Annotated in this window: 17 protein-coding genes; 8 read left to right on the top strand and 9 right to left on the bottom strand. The window is 34.4% G+C overall.

What is annotated here, in order from left to right; all coding sequences use genetic code 11:
- Positions 1 to 6: 6 nt before the first annotated feature.
- From ACNQF9_RS13875 to ACNQF9_RS13850, 6 genes are all read left to right on the top strand, one after another.
- Complete coding sequence (locus tag ACNQF9_RS13875) at positions 7 to 984, top strand: LamG-like jellyroll fold domain-containing protein (protein WP_417961548.1); 978 nt, start codon at positions 7 to 9, stop codon at positions 982 to 984.
- A 75-nt stretch (positions 985 to 1,059) separates the two neighbouring features.
- A complete protein-coding gene (locus ACNQF9_RS13870; protein WP_417961546.1) occupies positions 1,060 to 2,448 on the top strand; it encodes a glucoamylase family protein in 1,389 nt (462 codons plus the stop codon).
- 6 nt (positions 2,449 to 2,454) lie between these two features.
- Entirely contained in the window at positions 2,455 to 3,168 is a 714-nt protein-coding gene (locus tag ACNQF9_RS13865) for a carboxylesterase family protein (protein ID WP_417961544.1), read from the top strand.
- Positions 3,158 to 5,458, top strand: a complete 2,301-nt coding sequence (gene bglX / locus ACNQF9_RS13860; RefSeq protein ID WP_417990442.1) for a beta-glucosidase BglX — start codon at positions 3,158 to 3,160, stop codon at positions 5,456 to 5,458. Before ACNQF9_RS13865 ends, bglX begins: the two co-directional genes overlap by 11 nt.
- Positions 5,459 to 5,601: 143 nt before the next feature.
- Positions 5,602 to 7,698 carry a glycoside hydrolase family 97 protein gene (locus ACNQF9_RS13855; RefSeq protein ID WP_417990441.1) on the top strand — a complete coding sequence of 699 codons (2,097 nt, stop codon included), beginning with the start codon at positions 5,602 to 5,604 and terminating at the stop codon, positions 7,696 to 7,698.
- A gap of 157 nt (positions 7,699 to 7,855) precedes the next feature.
- Positions 7,856 to 9,247, top strand: coding sequence for a M28 family peptidase (locus ACNQF9_RS13850; RefSeq protein ID WP_417990440.1), 1,392 nt, complete (start codon positions 7,856 to 7,858; stop codon positions 9,245 to 9,247).
- 94 nt (positions 9,248 to 9,341) lie between these two features.
- On the opposite strand, the gene ACNQF9_RS13845 is transcribed toward ACNQF9_RS13850, so the two are convergent.
- The 5 genes from ACNQF9_RS13845 to ACNQF9_RS13825 all read right to left on the bottom strand — a co-directional run bounded on the left by ACNQF9_RS13845 (position 9,342) and on the right by ACNQF9_RS13825 (position 13,559).
- Positions 9,342 to 9,836: an SRPBCC family protein gene (locus ACNQF9_RS13845; protein ID WP_417990439.1), complete on the bottom strand. Its 495-nt coding sequence runs from the start codon at positions 9,834 to 9,836 to the stop codon at positions 9,342 to 9,344.
- A gap of 66 nt (positions 9,837 to 9,902) precedes the next feature.
- Positions 9,903 to 10,994, bottom strand: a complete 1,092-nt coding sequence (locus ACNQF9_RS13840) for a PAS domain-containing sensor histidine kinase (protein ID WP_417961534.1) — start codon at positions 10,992 to 10,994, stop codon at positions 9,903 to 9,905.
- Between the two features lie 236 nt (positions 10,995 to 11,230).
- A complete protein-coding gene (locus tag ACNQF9_RS13835; protein ID WP_417990438.1) occupies positions 11,231 to 12,076 on the bottom strand; it encodes a hypothetical protein in 846 nt (281 codons plus the stop codon).
- A gap of 17 nt (positions 12,077 to 12,093) precedes the next feature.
- Entirely contained in the window at positions 12,094 to 12,912 is an 819-nt protein-coding gene (gene kdsA, locus ACNQF9_RS13830; RefSeq protein WP_417990437.1) for a 3-deoxy-8-phosphooctulonate synthase, read from the bottom strand.
- A gap of 194 nt (positions 12,913 to 13,106) precedes the next feature.
- Positions 13,107 to 13,559 (bottom strand): 2-dehydro-3-deoxyphosphooctonate aldolase, encoded by a 453-nt coding sequence (locus ACNQF9_RS13825; protein ID WP_417990436.1) that lies wholly within the window; start codon positions 13,557 to 13,559, stop codon positions 13,107 to 13,109.
- Between the two features lie 195 nt (positions 13,560 to 13,754).
- On the opposite strand from ACNQF9_RS13825, the gene ACNQF9_RS13820 reads away from it, so the two are divergent.
- Together ACNQF9_RS13820 and ACNQF9_RS13815 are read left to right on the top strand one after the other, a co-directional pair.
- Entirely contained in the window at positions 13,755 to 14,315 is a 561-nt protein-coding gene (locus ACNQF9_RS13820) for a YeeE/YedE family protein (RefSeq protein ID WP_417961526.1), read from the top strand.
- A gap of 40 nt (positions 14,316 to 14,355) precedes the next feature.
- On the top strand, positions 14,356 to 14,772 hold the full coding sequence (locus ACNQF9_RS13815; RefSeq protein ID WP_417961524.1) for a DUF6691 family protein: 417 nt from the start codon (positions 14,356 to 14,358) through the stop codon (positions 14,770 to 14,772).
- A 45-nt stretch (positions 14,773 to 14,817) separates the two neighbouring features.
- On the opposite strand, the gene ACNQF9_RS13810 is transcribed toward ACNQF9_RS13815, so the two are convergent.
- From ACNQF9_RS13810 to prmA, 4 genes are all read right to left on the bottom strand, one after another.
- Complete coding sequence (locus ACNQF9_RS13810) at positions 14,818 to 15,489, bottom strand: lysoplasmalogenase (protein ID WP_417961522.1); 672 nt, start codon at positions 15,487 to 15,489, stop codon at positions 14,818 to 14,820.
- A gap of 9 nt (positions 15,490 to 15,498) precedes the next feature.
- Positions 15,499 to 16,770, bottom strand: a complete 1,272-nt coding sequence (locus ACNQF9_RS13805) for a sterol desaturase family protein (protein ID WP_417961520.1) — start codon at positions 16,768 to 16,770, stop codon at positions 15,499 to 15,501.
- Between the two features lie 92 nt (positions 16,771 to 16,862).
- The gene (locus ACNQF9_RS13800; protein ID WP_417961518.1) at positions 16,863 to 17,138 is read right to left on the bottom strand and encodes an ATP-dependent Clp protease adaptor ClpS; all 276 of its coding nucleotides are present in this window, start codon (positions 17,136 to 17,138) and stop codon (positions 16,863 to 16,865) included.
- Positions 17,139 to 17,184: 46 nt separating this feature from the next.
- Positions 17,185 to 18,018 (bottom strand): 50S ribosomal protein L11 methyltransferase, encoded by an 834-nt coding sequence (gene prmA / locus ACNQF9_RS13795; RefSeq protein ID WP_417961516.1) that lies wholly within the window; start codon positions 18,016 to 18,018, stop codon positions 17,185 to 17,187.
- Between the last annotated feature and the right edge of the window lie 84 nt (positions 18,019 to 18,102).

The following is an 18,102-nucleotide window of genomic DNA, read 5'->3' as shown; positions in this document are numbered from 1 at the left end:
AGCAAAATGAAAAAAAATAAATATACTATCATATTTGCTACTGTTCTGGTTTCACAATTTTTTGTGAGCTGTAACCAGGATAGTATCGATACAGTAAACAGCCCAATTGCTTATGAACCTATAGGAGGTTTTGAAAGTTCAGATGCTATTGCAGCAGGAAATTTGGTCACTAAGTTGAGTTTTGATAACAACCTTACGGACAGTAAAAATAATCTTACTGGATTTATGGGTACCAATGTAGGATATGCAACTGGAATAAAAGGAAATGCCTATTCTGGATCAAGTTCTCAAGAACGATATGCTGTCGCAAATGCTACACAGGCAATTACATCTTTAAATAATTTCACAGTCTCTTTTTGGATGAATACTGCAAATACTGTTGATCCAGCGACTCCAGGAGTGGGTAAAGGTGCTCAAGGTATTTTTTCAATTGTGAGACCATTAGAGTTTTGGGGAGGACTAAATTTATATTTAGAAAATCCGGACAATAATTTCCCCAATCGATTGCGATTAAAATTAGGCATAGAAAATGGAAGAGCTGGTGTAGCATGGAAAGGGCAAGGTGCAATTATGAATTTAGACAATAGTTTGAACCAATGGATTCATGTTGTATTTACTTATAATGCAGCCACCAGCATAATATCTGCTTATGTGAACGGAGCATTGTGTGCAAATTTAGGTGGTTTTCCTTATGCTCCGGCTACTGGGACTGCTGGTGTTGCCCCTTTATTTGCGGATAATCCAGGGGACATAAACAATATTAATAATGCTCCAAAATATGGCAATTTTCAAATGACGGGTACAAATGGTAAAGTTGTTATAGGAACACATCAATTTGAAACCACCCCGTCTTTAAACAATGGTTCTCAAGAAGGCTGGGCAACTAGTTTTGCAGGACTATTAGATGAGTTTAGAATTTATAACGTAGCTCTTTCCATAAACGAAATATCGGCACTTAATAAATTAGAAAAAGACAACAGATAAAAGATTATAAACCCCTAGTTTTAAAAAAAAATAGGGGTTTATTTTAAAATTATTAATCCTATTATTTTTATTAAAATGAAGATTTCCCTGAGTATCCTATTTTGTATTAGCTTTTTTATTTCCTGCTCTTCCTCAACTCCGGAGAGTACAGGAGGCACTGGTACTCCGTTGCCAACAACTCCTGTAACTCCAACAGTTCCTTTGACGGATATTGAGGCTATGGATCAGGTTCAAAAAGATGCCATTAAGTATTTTTGGGAGTATGCAGAGCCCAATTCTAAACTGGCCAGAGAACGCTATTATACGAATGATCCTGGTTTTGAAGCTAATATAGTCACTACAGGAGGTTCCGGTTTTGGATTGATGTCAATAATTGTAGGTGTTGAGCGCGGTTTTGTAAATCGATCAGAAGCGGTCTCACGACTTAATACTGCCATGAATTTTCTAGAAAAAGCCGAACGTTTTCATGGCGCTTGGCCCCATTGGATGGACGGTTCAACCGGAAAAGTAATCCCCTTCGGAACAAAAGACAATGGAGGTGATTTAGTTGAAACTGCTTTTCTTTGCCAAGGATTATTAAGTGTTAGAGAATATTTTAAAAATGGTTCTGACTCAGAAAAAGCATTAGCCTTAAAAGCCGATGCGCTCTGGAAAGGAGTAGAATGGGATTGGTATACAAAAGGAGAAAACGCCCTTTACTGGCATTGGTCTCCCCAATACGGTTGGGACATGAATTTTAAGTTAGAAGGCTATAATGAATGTTTGATTACCTATGTTTTGGGAGCTACTTCGCCTACACATCCTATTCCAGCTGCAGCTTATCATCAGGCCTGGGCAAGAAATGGAGCTATCAAAAATGGAGGAACTCAATATGGAATCCCTGTGATTTTCAATTATAACGGAGCATCAGGAAATGTAGGGCCTTTGTTTTGGGCGCAATATTCTTATTTAGGATTAGATCCTACCACTTTGAAGGATCAATATGCCGATTATTGGGCATTGACCCAAAATCATTCTAAAATCATCAATCAATATTGCATAGCTAATCCACGTCAATGGAAAGGATATTCAGATAAATGCTGGGGTTTAACGGCGAGTTATTCTCGTAATAGTGATGGTTCTACAGGATATTCAGCACATCAACCTAACAATGATTTAGGGGTAATTACGCCTACGGCAGCACTTTCTTCTTTTCCTTTTACACCTGTAGAATCCATGAAGTTTCTTCATTATCTATATGATGAAAAAAGAGCAGAGTATGTTGGAATAGCAGGGCCTTATGATGCTTTTTCTCCACATTATAATTGGGTAACGCCACGATATTTAGCGATTGATCAAGGTACAATTGCTCCCATGATTGAAAATCACCGTAGCGGTTTATTATGGAAATTATTTATGAATGCTCCAGAAATAAAACCGGGTTTGGCAAAATTGGGATTTAATTCTACAAAATATAATTTTTAAGAATTGATGAAGTATCTAATGGTAATAACCGCTTTTTTAGTTTCGTGGAATTTGTTTTCTCAAACTGAGATTGTAGGGAAAATAAAAACTGAAATCGTACAAAAACGGGAATTAGCATACGCGTTACACGTTCCAAAAAATACTAAAGAAAAAAAGCCACTGATTGTTTTTCTGCACGGTTCTGGTGAAAAAGGAATTGATATCGAAAAAGTAAAAGCGCATGGACCATTCAAGTATTTGAAAAGTAACGAACTAGATGCGTATGTTTTGGCACCACAATGTCCGGAAAACGAATACTGGAATGAAGAAGTACTCTACCGTTTGATTTTAAAGATCCAGAAAGAGAACAATATTGATCCCAACCGAATTTATCTCACAGGTCTTAGTATGGGAGCTTGGGGCGCTTGGAATCTAGCTTTTGCACACCCTGAAACTTTTGCGGCTTTAGTGCCTATTGCAGGATATGTGGATAGAATTCCAATGATCGAAAATTGTAAAATTAAAGCTATTCCTATTCGGATTTTTCATGGATTATTAGATGATGTTGTCAATGTGGATTATTCTATTACGATGTATAAAAAATTAAAAACCTGCAACACCAATGTGGAACTAACCATTTTTGATGATGCAAACCACGACAGTTGGTCGCGTGTATATGACAACCAAGAAATTTATGATTGGATGTTCCAAAAAACAAAAAACAAACAAAATGAAAATTAAACTTATTATACTCCTTATTGGCTTTTCTCTTTTTGGCTACAGCCAAAAAAAGCAAGGTAAAAAGAACGTCAAAATTAAACCGAAAACAGAATTCGTAGCAGAGTTACTTTCGAAAATGACTTTGGAAGAAAAAATTGGGCAATTAAATTTGCCTACTTCGGGAGATATAACTACTGGAGCTGCTAACAGTTCTAATGTGGCGAAGAATATCGAAGAAGGTAAAGTGGGCGGTTTGTTCAACATCAAATCTGTTCAAAAAATATATGAAGTTCAAAAGATTGCTGTCGAAAAAAGCCGATTAAAAATTCCGTTGCTTTTTGGAATGGACGTGATTCATGGTTATGAAACAACCTTTCCGATTCCTTTGGGAATGTCTGCTACTTGGGACATGAAATTAATAGAACGAAGTGCTCAAATTGCGGCACAAGAAGCCAGTGCTGATGGAATTAACTGGACTTTTTCCCCTATGGTTGATATTTCCCGTGATCCACGTTGGGGCAGGGTTTCAGAGGGTTCTGGTGAAGATCCTTTTTTGGGAAGCCAAATTGCAAAAGCTATGGTCAATGGGTATCAACAAAATGATTTGTCAAGGAATAATACCATTTTGGCCTGTGTCAAACATTTTGCTTTGTACGGTGCGCCCGAAGCAGGACGCGATTACAATACGGTTGATATGAGTCGAATCAGAATGTATAATGATTATTTTCCGCCTTACAAAGCCGCTGTTGATGCAGGAGTAGGTTCTGTTATGGCTTCTTTCAATGAAGTAGAAGGAATTCCTGCAACCGGAAATAAATGGTTAATGACCGATGTGTTGCGCAAGCAATGGGGTTTCAAAGGATTTGTAGTAACTGATTTTACAGGAATTCCTGAAATGATAGATCATGGAATGGGGGATTTGCAAACGGTTTCTGCTTTGGCATTAAATGCTGGGATTGAAATGGATATGGTGGGCGAAGGATTCTTAACGACTTTGAAGAAATCAGTAGACGAAAAGAAAGTGAGTATCGAACAAATTGATAATGCCGTCCGTCTTATTTTGAATGCTAAATATGATCTGGGATTGTTTCATGATCCCTATCGCTATACCGATGCTACAAGAGCTAAAAAAGAAATTTTTACAACAAGCAACAGAGCCGAAGCCAGAAAAACAGCTTCTCAATCTTTAGTTTTATTAAAGAATCAAAATCAGTTGCTTCCTTTGAAAAAGTCAGGAACTATTGCTCTAATCGGACCTTTGGCGGATGCCAAAGAAAATATGGCAGGAACTTGGAGTGTAGCAACAAATCAGGATAAATCTATTTCGCTTTTGGCAGGAATAAAAGAAGTAGCGGGCAAAGGGACAAAGGTGCTTTACGCCAAAGGAAGCAATCTGGATTATGATGCGGTTTTTGAAGAAAAAGCGACCATGTTCGGGAAAACCTTGCACCGAGATAACAGAACGGCAGCAGAATTATTAGCAGAAGCTTTGAAAATTGCCAATCAATCGGATGTAATTGTTGCCGCTTTAGGGGAATCAGCAGAAATGTCTGGAGAAAGCAGCAGTAGAACGAACTTAGAAATTCCACAAGCACAAAAAGACTTACTGCAAGCATTATTAAAAACAGGAAAGCCAGTAGTTTTAGTTTTATTTACTGGACGTCCATTAGTTTTGGTTCAGGAAAATGAGACTGTTCCAGCGCTATTGAATACATGGTTTGCAGGAAGTGAAGCTGGAAATGCCATTGCTGACGTTTTGTTTGGAAATGAAAATCCTTCGGGAAAATTGACTGCTACTTTCCCAAGAAGTGTAGGGCAGGTGCCTATTTATTACAACCAAAAAAATACAGGAAGACCATTAGGTAATACAGAAGGGAAGTTCGAGAAATTCAGATCGAATTATATTGACGAAAGAAATGAGCCATTGTTTCCTTTTGGCTTTGGATTGAGTTATACCACTTTTGACTATTCGAACTTGAGCATTTCATCAGATAAAATGAATTTTAACGAAAAGTTGAAGGTTAGTGTTGACGTTAAAAACACTGGGGATTATGATGGTAAAGAAGTTGTTCAATTGTATATAAGGGATGTAGTTGGGTCAGTAACCAGACCGCTAAAAGAATTGAAAGGATTCCAAAAAATAGCAATTAAAAAAGGAGAAATGCAAACGGTAACCTTTGAAATAGCTATTGAAGAATTGAAGTTTTATAATTCGGAGTTACATTTTGTCGCGGAACCGGGTACTTTTCAAGTTTTTATAGGTACAAATTCCAGTACCACCTCTAAAGTTAGTTTTGAGTTGATTAAATAGATTTGGTTTGTTTGTTTATGATCGGCCCTTCAGTATGTTTGCTGAAGGGTTTTTTTTTAACAAAAAAATGGTATTTGTTAAAAGCGATACAAATATAAAAGGCAATTTTATTTACTTTTATCAATTCAAAAAAATCATTCAAAATGAAATATTTATTTTTTCTTTTTCTACTCTTTAGTTTGAATTCTGTGTATTGTCAGAGTACACAATCGCCCTCGGGCAAGATAGTTGTAAATTTCAAATTAGGGGATAACGGACAACCCACTTATACAGTTAATTACAAAAATAAAGCAGTTGTTTTAGAAAGTGCTTTAGGAATTAAACTAAAGGAAAAACTAGCTCTCGACACTAATTTTGAAATATTAACTTCAAAAACGGCTAGTTTTAATGAATCTTGGCAACCCGTTTTAGGGGAACAAGCAAGCATTGTAAATCATTATAATGAGCTTATTATTTCTTTGATCAATAAAGAATCTAAAGTAAAAATGAATATCATTTTTAGAGTTTTTGACGAAGGAGTAGCTTTCAGATACGATTTTCCAAGACAAGCAGCGTTGAATTATTTCATCATTTCTGATGAGGTTACTCAATTTAATTTGACTGCAGATAATAAAGTTTTCTGGATTCCAGGAGATTTTGACAGTAATGAGTACGAATACAATGAAACAAAATTTTCTGAAATAGACAATGCTAAAATTAATAGGAATAACGGAATTGGAGTAAAATCTATTCCCGGAAAATATATGATTCAAACTCCATTGATGATGAAATCTCCAACAGGATTGTACCTGAATATTTTTGAAGCTGCAGTAGTCAATTATCCGGTCATGCATGTAAAGGCCGATGTAATAAATTACAAATTAAAAGCAGAATTAGTTCCAAATGCGATTGGCGATAAAGCCTATTTGCAAACACCTTGTGTCTCTCCATGGCGAACAATCATGGTTAGTGATGACGCTAGAGTTATTGTGGGTTCTAAAATGATTTTAAACTTAAATGAGCCTTCAAAAATAGAAGACACTTCTTGGATTAAACCCATGAAGTATGTTGGGATTTGGTGGGAAATGCATGTTGGAAAATCAACTTGGGATTATGCAGGATCTCAAAACGCCACGAATTTTGCTGATGCCCCAAAAGCATCTGGAAAACATGGCGCAACAACAGAAAACACAAAAAGATACATTGATTTTGCTGCCAAAAATGGCTTTGACGGCGTTTTAGTTGAAGGCTGGAATGTAGGTTGGGAGGATTGGAATGGAAACTGGAAAGAGGAAGTTTTTGATTTTACCACGCCTTACCCGGATTTTGATATTGCTGCGATTTCGGCTTACGCCAAAGCAAAAAAGGTACAAATGATCATGCATCATGAAACATCTGGTTCGGTTGCGAATTACGAACGTCATTTGGACCGAGCATTAGATTTGATGAAAAAATACGACTATCCCGCTGCAAAAACAGGATATGTAGGTAAAATTATACCAAGAGGAGAGTTTCATGACGGACAAACGATGGTCAACCACTTTAATTTTGTAGCCAGACGATTTGCCGAAAACAAGTTAATGCTGAATTCACACGAATCCTCGAGACCAACCGGCTACAGTAGAACTTATCCAAATTTTGTGGCTGCTGAGGCTGCTCGTGGAAATGAATTTAATGCCTGGAGTGTTGGAAATCCACCCATGCACGAAACTATTTTACCATTTACCAGATTATTGGGAGGACCAATGGATTACACACCTGGAATATTTGAAATCAAAATGAGTTATTATGATAAAAATAAAACCGAGCAAGTGCATACTACATTAGCCAAGCAATTAGCCTTGTATGTAACCATGTATTCTCCAATACAAATGGCAGCTGATTTATTAGAAAATTATGAAAAATATCCAGATGCCTTTCAGTTTATCAAAGATGTTGCAGTTGATTGGGATGATTCTAAAATTCTTCAGGCAGAACCAGGTGATTATATTACAATTGCTAGGAAAGCTAAGGGGACGGAATCTTGGTTTCTAGGTGCAATCACAGATGAAAATGCCAGAAAATCAGAACTAAAATTAGACTTTCTTACCAAAGGGAAAAAATATAAAGCTATTATTTATGAAGATGCGAAAGATGCCGATTGGCAAATAAATCCTATTGCCTATAGAATAAAGACGATAGTAGTCACCAGTAAATCAAATATCAACTTAAATCTGGCTCCAGGTGGTGGAACGGCAATCAGTTTCGAGTTAATGAACTAAAAATATCGTGCAGATTGTTTTATTCGTGCAGGATTATTTTTGAGTTTTGTATGTACTATTCGATACGAATTACGAAATTGCAATTTAAACTAAAACTAAAACTAAAACTAAAACTAAAATTATAAAGTATTATTTCAAATCATTACCTTGATAAATTATGAAAAAATCAATATTATGTATTACGCTGTTTCTTAATGGAATTGTTCTTTTTGCACAAACTAACGAAGAAAAAACCATAAAGGAAATCTATAAATCTTCCTTAACGAATGCTAAATGTTATTCTTGGTTAGACCATTTGTCCAATAAAATTGGTGCGCGATTATCAGGCTCAGCCAATGCTGAAAAAGCGGTGCAATACACCAAAGCAGAATTAGAAACCTTGGGATTCGACAGGGTTTATCTTCAGGAAGTAATGGTGCCAAAATGGGTTCGAGGAATAAAAGAAACGGCTTACATTCAAGACGATAAAACCAAAATCAATGTGCCTATTTGTGCTTTGGGAGGTTCTGTGGCTACTTTAAAAAACGGACTTAAGGCGGAAGTGATTGAAGTACAAAGTATTGCTGAACTCAATACTCTGGGAAATAAAATAAAAGGGAAAATTGTGTTTTTCAACAGACCCATGGAACAGGAGAATATTGAGACCTTTAAATCGTATGGAGGTTGTGTTGATCAACGTTATGCCGGTGCTAAAGAAGCTTCAAAATTTGGAGCTGTGGGAACAATTGTACGCTCTATGAATTTACGTTTGGATGATTACCCACACACAGGTGCTCAAAGTTATGGTGACATTCCAAAATCACAATACATTCCCACTGCTGCTGTAAGTACTAATGGTGCGGAATTGTTGAGTAAAACTTTAAAAAAGAATCCGAAATTGAAATTTTATTTCAAACAATCCTGTCAGCAGATGGAAGATGTTTTGTCTTACAATGTAGTGGGAGAAATAACAGGAACTGAGCATCCAGAGAATATCATGGTGGTTGGCGGTCATCTTGATTCTTGGGATTTAGCCGATGGTTCCCATGACGATGGAGCAGGAGTTGTACAAAGTATGGAAGTTATGAATATCTTTAAAAACATAGGGTATAAGCCTAAAAATACGCTTCGGGTGGTCCTTTTTATGAATGAAGAAAATGGAGGTAGAGGCGGAGACAAGTATGAAGAATTGGCACAGGCCAACAAAGAAAATCATATTTTTGCTCTGGAAAGTGACTCGGGCGGATTTAGCCCCAGAGGGTTTTCTTTTGAAACGGATGCTGCAAATTTCAATAAAATTGAAGGTTGGAAAAGCTTATTTGAACCGTATTTAATTCATAGTTTTACTAAAGGGCACAGTGGCTCGGATATTGATCCATTAACTTCTAAAACAATTGTAAAAGCTGGATTAAAACCAGATTCGCAACGGTATTTTGATTATCACCATGCAGCAAACGACACTTTTGATGCAATCAATAAAAGAGAATTAGAACTGGGAGCGGCAACAATGGCGTCTCTACTCTATTTAATGGATCAGAATGGGATTGTAACTTCAGTTAAGACTCAATAACGTATCTGTTTGTAGTTATTTTAATTTAAAAACAAAAAACTACAAGTGATGTGCTTGTAGTTTTTTTATGTTTGGACAATGTGAATTTTTTATCTTAACTATTAATCATTCCTTTTAATTTGGGGTCTTTATTTCTTAAATCTAATCCACCTTCGTACACAGATTTGAGGTTTAACAGAAAAAAGGACCAGCCGGAATCACATCCTAGTCGAATGTTCTGTTTTGAGCTTTCATCAGTGGGGATGTTTTTCTGAGTCAATTCAACTATAATATAATCGTCATGTATGGAAAGTTGAATGTCAACTAAGCAATCTCCAGCAAATGAAAATTGAATAAAATCGATACCATTTGTGTCGATTATTTTTCCTTTTTCCATCCCTTCATACAAGAACCAATTCCATTCATAAATAAAATATTTCTCGATTGGGGTATCTTTGGCAACCAAGTTTTTGTTTGCATCGAAATAGGTAGCATTGCTTAAAAACCATTTTTCTATTTCCGTGGCTTTTGCCCAAGCATCATACATTTCGGTTAGACTTGACCGTACTGCAATTCGTCTTGTAAATGTGGTCCAATCAAAGTTTTTCATATCGTTAAATTTAAGTTACTGATACTTCTACTATAATTTGTATAAAAAATAATTAAAGGTGTTCATTTAATATTTGAAGCTTATTGTGAACGTAGCCCCATTATTTATGGAGCTCTCAACCCCAATTTTACCGCCTAAAGAGGTGATTTGATTATAGACTAAATACAATCCTATACCATTGCTGTCACTATTAGTATTGAATTTTTCATACAGACCAAAAATTTTATCTTTTACTTTTTCCATATCAAAACCAAGGCCATTATCAGAAAAAATTAATTGGCGGACACCATTTACTTTTTTAGATTGAATGGTAATGATTGGGCAATGTTCTGGCTTTGTATATTTAATCGAATTGGTTAATAAATTTAAAAAAATACTTTTAATATAGGCTTTATTGAAAGTAATATGAGCAAAATTTGAAAAGTCAATATTAATAATTGCTTTTGAATCGAGAACTAAAGAATTTATTGATAAAAGCACTTCGTCTAGTGATTCCTTAAGATTTATTTCTTCAATTTGAGTATTTATGTTCTCGTTTACCACTAATTGATCAATTGAATCGTTTAACGTTTGTTTTAAATTTTGACTGATTAGTTTAAGAATATTAATTAGTTCAAATGTTTCCGGATCTTCTATTTTTGAAACATCAATAAGACTAAAAACCGAAAGCATATTATTGATGGGAGACTTTAAATCATGAGATGTTTTGTGTGACAAAAGGGTAAGTTCTTTGTTAATTTGTGTAAGATTGGCAAGGAGCAAATTGCGTTCTTCTTCCATCCTTTTTTTATGCGTAATGTTTTTGGCAATCGCATATACTAATCTTTCAGATTCAATAGGCATTGAGGTCCAAGACAGCCAAATAATTTCGCCACTTTTAGTTAAATACCGGTTCTCAAAATTTAAAAGAGGCTTGTTTTTGTATACTTGTTCTCTGGTTTCTATAGTGATTTTAAGGTCTGATGCATATACAAAACTACTAATAGGTCTGGCGTATAATTCCTCCTCTGTAAAACCTAATAAATTTGATACTGCGGGATTTATTCTTTTAAAATAGCCATCAAATCCTGCAATACAAATAAAATCAGCTGAGATGTTAAAAAAATTATCGAAGTGATAAATCCCATCTGAATCAGGATTTCTTTGTTGTATTACCATAAAGTTTAAAAGTTATTTATTATTCTAAAATTAAATACAAACAAATTTTGCAATTGTCTGATTTTAAATGAAAGATACAATCAAATTTAACTAATAATTATTAAAGATTAAAACAATGGAATAAACAAATTTTTAGAGCAAATTAATTAGTTTGCTGTTACTTTAATAAAAAACAGATTAAAAAAAACGAGGCTATCATTTTACTGACAGCCTTATTTTTATTATTTACTTGCTATTTAGATTTTAAATATTCCTCCAACAGCAATGATTCTTTGAAAAAAGAAAAAATCTTGTGAGGCACTATCTTCAATACTTTCTGTGGTTCTAATGTCTTGCATATTGATATAACCTCCTTTGAGTTCCCCTTGTATGTAAAAGTGTTTGAAAAAAGTAACATTTAATCCCGCCTTTAAAGAAGTTCCATAACCGGAAACATGAAAATCATCATGACGTTCCTTTCCCAACAGCGTTGTATTGGTTTTTGGGTACAAGAGGCCAAAACCAACTCCTTCGGTTAAATTAATTTGAATTTTGTCCGTGTTACTAATTTTGAATATAGCCGAAATATCATCATGTCTCGAAAATTCAGTATTGACATAATTTAAACCATCCGTGTGTTCGTACTTTAGAAATTTTTCAGTCAAAAGCACCTGATTGTTGGGTAATGACTCATCATACGATCCGGGATTAGGATAATATCCATTAATAGTAACTGCCTTATTTTGTGTCATTACATATTTCATGTGATCAACACCAATGGCTACACTATAATGATCACTTATAAAATACCCCATTCTAAAATTAGTTTGTGGTATGGTCATTTTTGTTGGATTGATGTAGTCAATATGCCAACCTTTAGGTTTGTCGTGCGCTTCTAGATTCTCTAAAGTAAAGTTGTAATCTTTACCTCGGAAAGTCACGTCAGATTTAGAATAAGTCTCTCGATTTCCACCCCAGGAAACAAAAAATTTCCCTTTGTTATGAGAGGTGTATTGATCTTGTACGATTGTTTTTTCCTGTGCAATTGTAGTATTTGTAAATAGTATAATTAGAAATGCTGAAAATAAAAAAAAATGCTTCAATGAATTTGGGGCTTAATTTAAAATGTATTTATTGTTTTTCTGATGGCAACTAACTTGGTCATTAATGATTCAAAGTAATCTAAATGCAACATATTTGCGCCATCACTTTTTGCATTAGCAGGATCAAAATGGGTTTCAATAAAAATTCCATCCACACCTACAGCAATACCTGCTTTGGCAATAGTTTCAATCATATCCGGTCTTCCTCCTGTTACTCCAACGGTTTGATTGGGCTGTTGTAATGAATGTGTTACATCAAGAACAGTAGTGGCATATTGTTGCATCGTAGGGATTCCTCTAAAATCAACAATCATATCTTGATACCCAAACATGGTCCCTCTATCGGTAACCATTACGTTTTCATTGTGACAATCCAATACTTTTTGAACAGCATGTTTCATACTTTCAGGACTCATAAATTGTCCTTTTTTTAAGTTGACTACTTTTCCGGTATTTGCTGCAGCCATAACTAAATCTGTTTGGCGTACTAAAAAAGCAGGGATTTGTAAAACGTCTACATATTGTGCAGCCATATCTGCATCTTCATTTGTATGAATGTCCGTTACGGTTGGTACTTTAAATGTTTCCGAAATTTTTCTAAGAATTTTAAGTGCCTTTTCATCTCCAATTCCTGAAAAACTATCAATTCTAGAGCGATTGGCCTTCTTAAACGAACCTTTAAAAACGAAAGGAATTTGTAAATTATCAGTAATACCAACTAATTTTTCAGCTATTCGCATTGCCATTTCTTCGCCTTCAATGGCACAAGGACCAGCAAGTAGAAAGAAATTGGCACTGTCAGCATGTTTGATTTGTGGAATATGTTGTAAGTTCATAATATAATTTTTAAAGATGCAAAGGTAGTTATGATTTACGATTTACGATTTACGATTTGCAAATAATTTGTGAGGCTACCTTATTACGAGAAGCTTTTTCTGCTGTACGTTCCAATCTCCCTAAAAGCGGGAGGATTTTCACTGCCATCAGGGCTAGGGATTTTGGATTATTAGTTTATTTTAGAACGCTAAGGTTATTTTTTTTTCAATGAAAGTCCCATTGGAACCTTTAGTATCCCTTTTTCATATATATTTAAGTAAAGGACAACCGGTTTTTTCTGGCCAATCCATTTTAATTCATAAACATCCAAAAAACCGGCACCTAATTCGCTTCTTTTTGTTGGAAACGGGCAACAGTTTTCTAATTTCGTATATGTAATTGCTTCCCCTTTAGGGCCAGCCAAAGCGTTTAAAAACCGAGCTTGATTGATCGTTTCATTTTTAGTGTTATTGAAAAAAATATTGATGGGATAATCTTTGTTATAACCATATTTTTTGTCTGTACTGTATTCCGTAATCACAAAGGTATTGTCCTGTGAAAGGATAAGATTAGGCGCAGTATCATCAGTGTTTTTTAATGTAGATTGTGTACTTGAACAAGAAGATATTCCAATCAGTAAAGCAAAAAAAAGGATCGATTTTTTCATAATTTGGGTAAATTTTAAACTCAAAAATTGTAATTGCAATTACAATACCAAGTAATTATAAAATACAAATATAAACAGAACTTCATGCCTTATCGCGAGTTCCTACCATAAATGTAGAGCCTCATTTTATCAAATGTAACATTTCTCACATAGATCCTACTAAATGCTTCTTATCTTTGAAAAAAAAATAACAATATGGATATTATTTTTCAAACATGGTCTTGGTATGTTTCTGGATTTTTGATTGGGATGATTATGCTTGCTCTTCTTTATTTTGGAAAATCATTCGGAATGTCTTCTAATTTGCGTTCGCTTTGTTCTATGGCGGGTTTGGGCAAACGACTTAGCTTTTTTGATTTTGATTGGAAGGCACAACGCTGGAATTTGATAGTAGTTTTAGGAGCCATGCTAGGTGGTTTTGTTGCTGTACATTTTATGGGAGATGCCTCAAATGTAAATATTAGCCCAAAAACAATTGCACAATTAGCACAATTAGGGATCGATGCTCCAAACGGAAAATTAATGCCGGATGCTCTTTTTGGATTATCTGTTTTAGATTCTCCAAAAAGTATTTTAATATTACTTATTGGAGGTGTTTTGGTTGGTTTTGGCTCGCGCTACGCCGGAGGATGTACTTCAGGACATGCTATTTCTGGTTTGAGTAATTTACAAATCCCTTCTTTAAAAGCCGTTATAGGATTTTTTATCGGTGGGTTGATAATGGCTCATTTCTTATTACCATTGATTTTAAGCTAGTCAACAGTTAGCCCCTATCATTTAAATTTAAATATAAAGTATGAAAAATATAATAAAATATTTATTAGTTGGTTTTGTTTTTGGAATCGTTTTAACTAAATCAGAAGCCGTTTCTTGGTATCGTATTTATGAAATGTTCCAATTTCAATCGTTTCACATGTACGGAATTATTTCTGTAGCTATTTTGACAGGAGTAATTGGGATTCAAATCATAAAACGAAATAATATAAAAGACATAAAAGGAGAATCAATAGCACTTCCGGATAAAGATAAGGGATCTGCACGGTACTGGATTGGCGGATTGTTTTTTGGGTTGGGTTGGGCATTAATTGGATCCTGTCCAGGTCCTATATTCATCTTGCTTGGAGCTGGTTTCTGGACCATTTCAATAGTGCTTTTTGGGGCTTTATTAGGTACTTATGCATACGGATTATTAAAAAATAAATTACCTCATTAATCGGAATATATTTGTTTTTTTTTGTAGCATTCTCTTATGGGAATGCTACTTTTTTTTATTTAATTTTAAAATTCCAATGACAATTAAATATTGCGCAAGTAGATAAGTAGCCATAATCAAGAAAGAACTGTATTGTAGCGGTATATAAAACCTATCAAATGCCATAATACTATCTGAAGCTACAAAAAGTGTTGCACCACTTAAAATATATTTGTTAGCTGGTTTTTGCCAATTTAAAAAGCCTTTGAGCGCAAATAATAACATAATGGAAATTGTAAGTGCGTAGACAAAGACAGGAATTTTCAAGGTGCCAAGAGTTGGCAATAAAAGCACCATCATTACAATCAAATAAAAGACAATTGTGGTAACTCCTATCCAGAAAATAATTTTACTTTTCTTTAAATAAATCTTTAATTGTTTGCTAAATAATACAATGTAAAAAATATGCGAAAAAAGAAACGCAATTAATCCTAGAATAAAATACAGTTCTCCTTTGTCAGCAAACATCAAAATTATATCTCCAATCCAAGACAGCATTAAGGCCATTAGAAGGATTTTCTTAGTAGTGAATGGTTCCTGTATATAAACAGCAAGAATAAGAAATGGCACTAAAAAGGGTTTTAAAAACCACGCAATATCCTCTCTACCAAAAAAAATTATTAAAAGGTAGAGAAGGCTAAATGCAATAAAACGATTTAATACCGAGTTTTTTTTCATATCATTTTTTTAAGATTTTCTTTGAAAAACGAGATCTCTTTCAAAATTTCTGATTACAAAGTATAGGGTTACCAACAACGATAAACATAGATAACCAGCAACAATGTAACTTGCAAAGGGAAAAAGTTGATTCATACCAAACCAATCTCCAAAACTGAAAATGAGCCCAATGCCAAATAAAAACCGAATACTCTCCCATAATAGAGAAATTTTTCGGGTATCCATTAATTCCGTGTAGCTGTAAACGGTCAGAAAGAGGAATGCGCCGTAAATAAATACATTTGGTAAACCGATTACTGCAATCGAATTATACAGATAGCTGATAAGTAATAATGTAATAATTGCTTGGAATAAGGACCAGTACATCAATTTTTTAGAATGTTGAACTCCATATTTTTCAAAATCATATACATTCGTAATTTTGGTTATCGGATATTTATCTTCAAAATTTTCTGGACGCCAGCCTGTGGGTTTAAACCAAATGGTAAACTTGTCTTTCCAGTTTTCGGCGCGCCAAGCATCTGTAATCAGCAACCATAAATGTTGAAAATTAATCCGAATCGGGTTCCATGTTCTCGCCGGTCTTGTAATTCCAAAAACAGGTGGGACAGTTTCTAATTCTGCTTGAAAAGTACCAAATATCTTATCCCAAAAAATAAATATTTGTGAATGGTTTTTGTCTAAATATTCAGGATTTATGGCGTGATGTACCCTATGATGTGATGGAGAAACAAGTATGTTTTCTAGAAAACCAATTTTTTTGATGTGCTTGGTATGGTACCAGAATTGCAAAAATAAATGAATGGGTAAGGTAATTGCAATCACCTTGGATGGAACTCCTAAAAGAGCAGCAGGGAGTAATAGAAAAGTAAATAGATTAACAAAACTGGATATTGGTTGGCGTAAAGCACAAGCTAAGTTAAATTCCTCACTGCTGTGATGAATGGCATGTTTGTTCCATAAAAAATTAATTTGGTGGGATAAACGATGGCTCCAATATCCATAAAAATCAATAGCTGTAAATCCAATAAGATAAGTTAGAAAGTGTGCTTGAAGATCAAATAAAGCGATTTTAGAGACAATCCAGTTGTAAGAAACCAGTGTTATGCTAAGCCCCAAAACATCTTTAAGAGAATTCACCATTCCAGAGCTTACACTTGATACAGAGTCCATATTTGGAGAAGTATCTTCGCCTTTGTAATGCCCGTATATTTTTTCAATGATAATTAAAATTAAAAAAATAGGCATTACAAAAACTAAAATTTTACCATATTCTTCCATAAAAACATATTTTATTATTCAAATATATAATAAAAGAGAATGTTTTTAAATTATTCACAGTACTTAATTCATTTAGGAGTCGGTTTTTTGAGCTAAATTATCTCAGCATTTAAACCCGCTTCTAATAATTGGGAGCATTGTAGTTTTAATTTGCTATAAGGCCCAGTTTTTACGGTGCACTTTCCATTATAATGGACTATTAGCGAACATTGTTCCGCTTGTTCTGCAGTGTGGTTACATACGCGAATTAACGTGTCTATTACATGGTCAAACGTATTTACATCATCGTTGTAAACTATGATCTCATTGTCTAAACTGGTAACCTCTTTGACACTTACCTTTTCTCTTATTTTTTCTTTAGTACTCATTTTGTAGGGGTTTTGTACTTTCGTAATTAATAAAAAGATTTAAATGCTAAATTACATATTTTAAAGATACCCAATTGTTTCTTTCAAATTTTTTAACATACGTTAATCCTTTCTCCGTGCAAGAAGCATCGATAAGTGGAATATCCTCCTGATAGAAACCGCTTAAAAGTAATTTTCCTTTTGGCATCAGGCAATCTACATAATGTTGCATGTCGTTTAGTAAAATATTCCTGTTGATATTGGCTATGATTAAATCGTATTTTTTACCTTTTAATAAAGCGGCATCTCCTTCATAAACTGTAATGTGTTTACAATTATTGCGTTCTGCATTTTCTATTGAGTTTAAATAACACCAGTTGTCAATATCAATTGCGTCAATTGGGAAAGCGCCTTTCATCTCTGCAAGTATAGCTAAAATAGCGGTTCCGCAACCCATATCTAGTGTTTTCATTCCAGTAACATCCATTTCCACTAAATGTTGAATCATCATGTGTGTTGTTTCATGATGACCTGTTCCAAAACTCATTTTTGGTTCAATTACAATATCAAATTCGGCATTTGTCTTTGGATGGAATGGAGCGCGTACATGACAGTTTCCATCAACATCGATAGCTTCAAAATTCTTTTCCCATTCTTCATTCCAGTTCACTTGTTCGATTTCTTCAAAGGTGTAATCGATTTTAAACTCTTCCGATTGCAAAATGTGAATATCTTCTAAAATAGCTTCGTCCCATAAATCCTTTTGTACAAAAGCTGAAATTCCAGTTTCAGTTTCTGTAAAACTCTCAAATGCTTTTTCGCCTAATTCAGCGATTAAAATTTCCGATCCTAATTCTTTTGGTTCAATATTAAAATGATATCCTATGTAAATGTTTGACATGCTTCTTTTTTTGCAAAGGTAGCAATAGCTATTTAAACAGCATTTGTAAATCAATTTTTATTTTACATTTGCACAAAATATACA

Source organism: Flavobacterium amylolyticum, from assembly GCF_048284335.1.
Classification (GTDB): Bacteria; Bacteroidota; Bacteroidia; order Flavobacteriales; family Flavobacteriaceae; genus Flavobacterium.
Note: the sequence above shows the minus strand (reverse complement) of the source record. Positions and strands in the feature narration are given on the sequence as shown.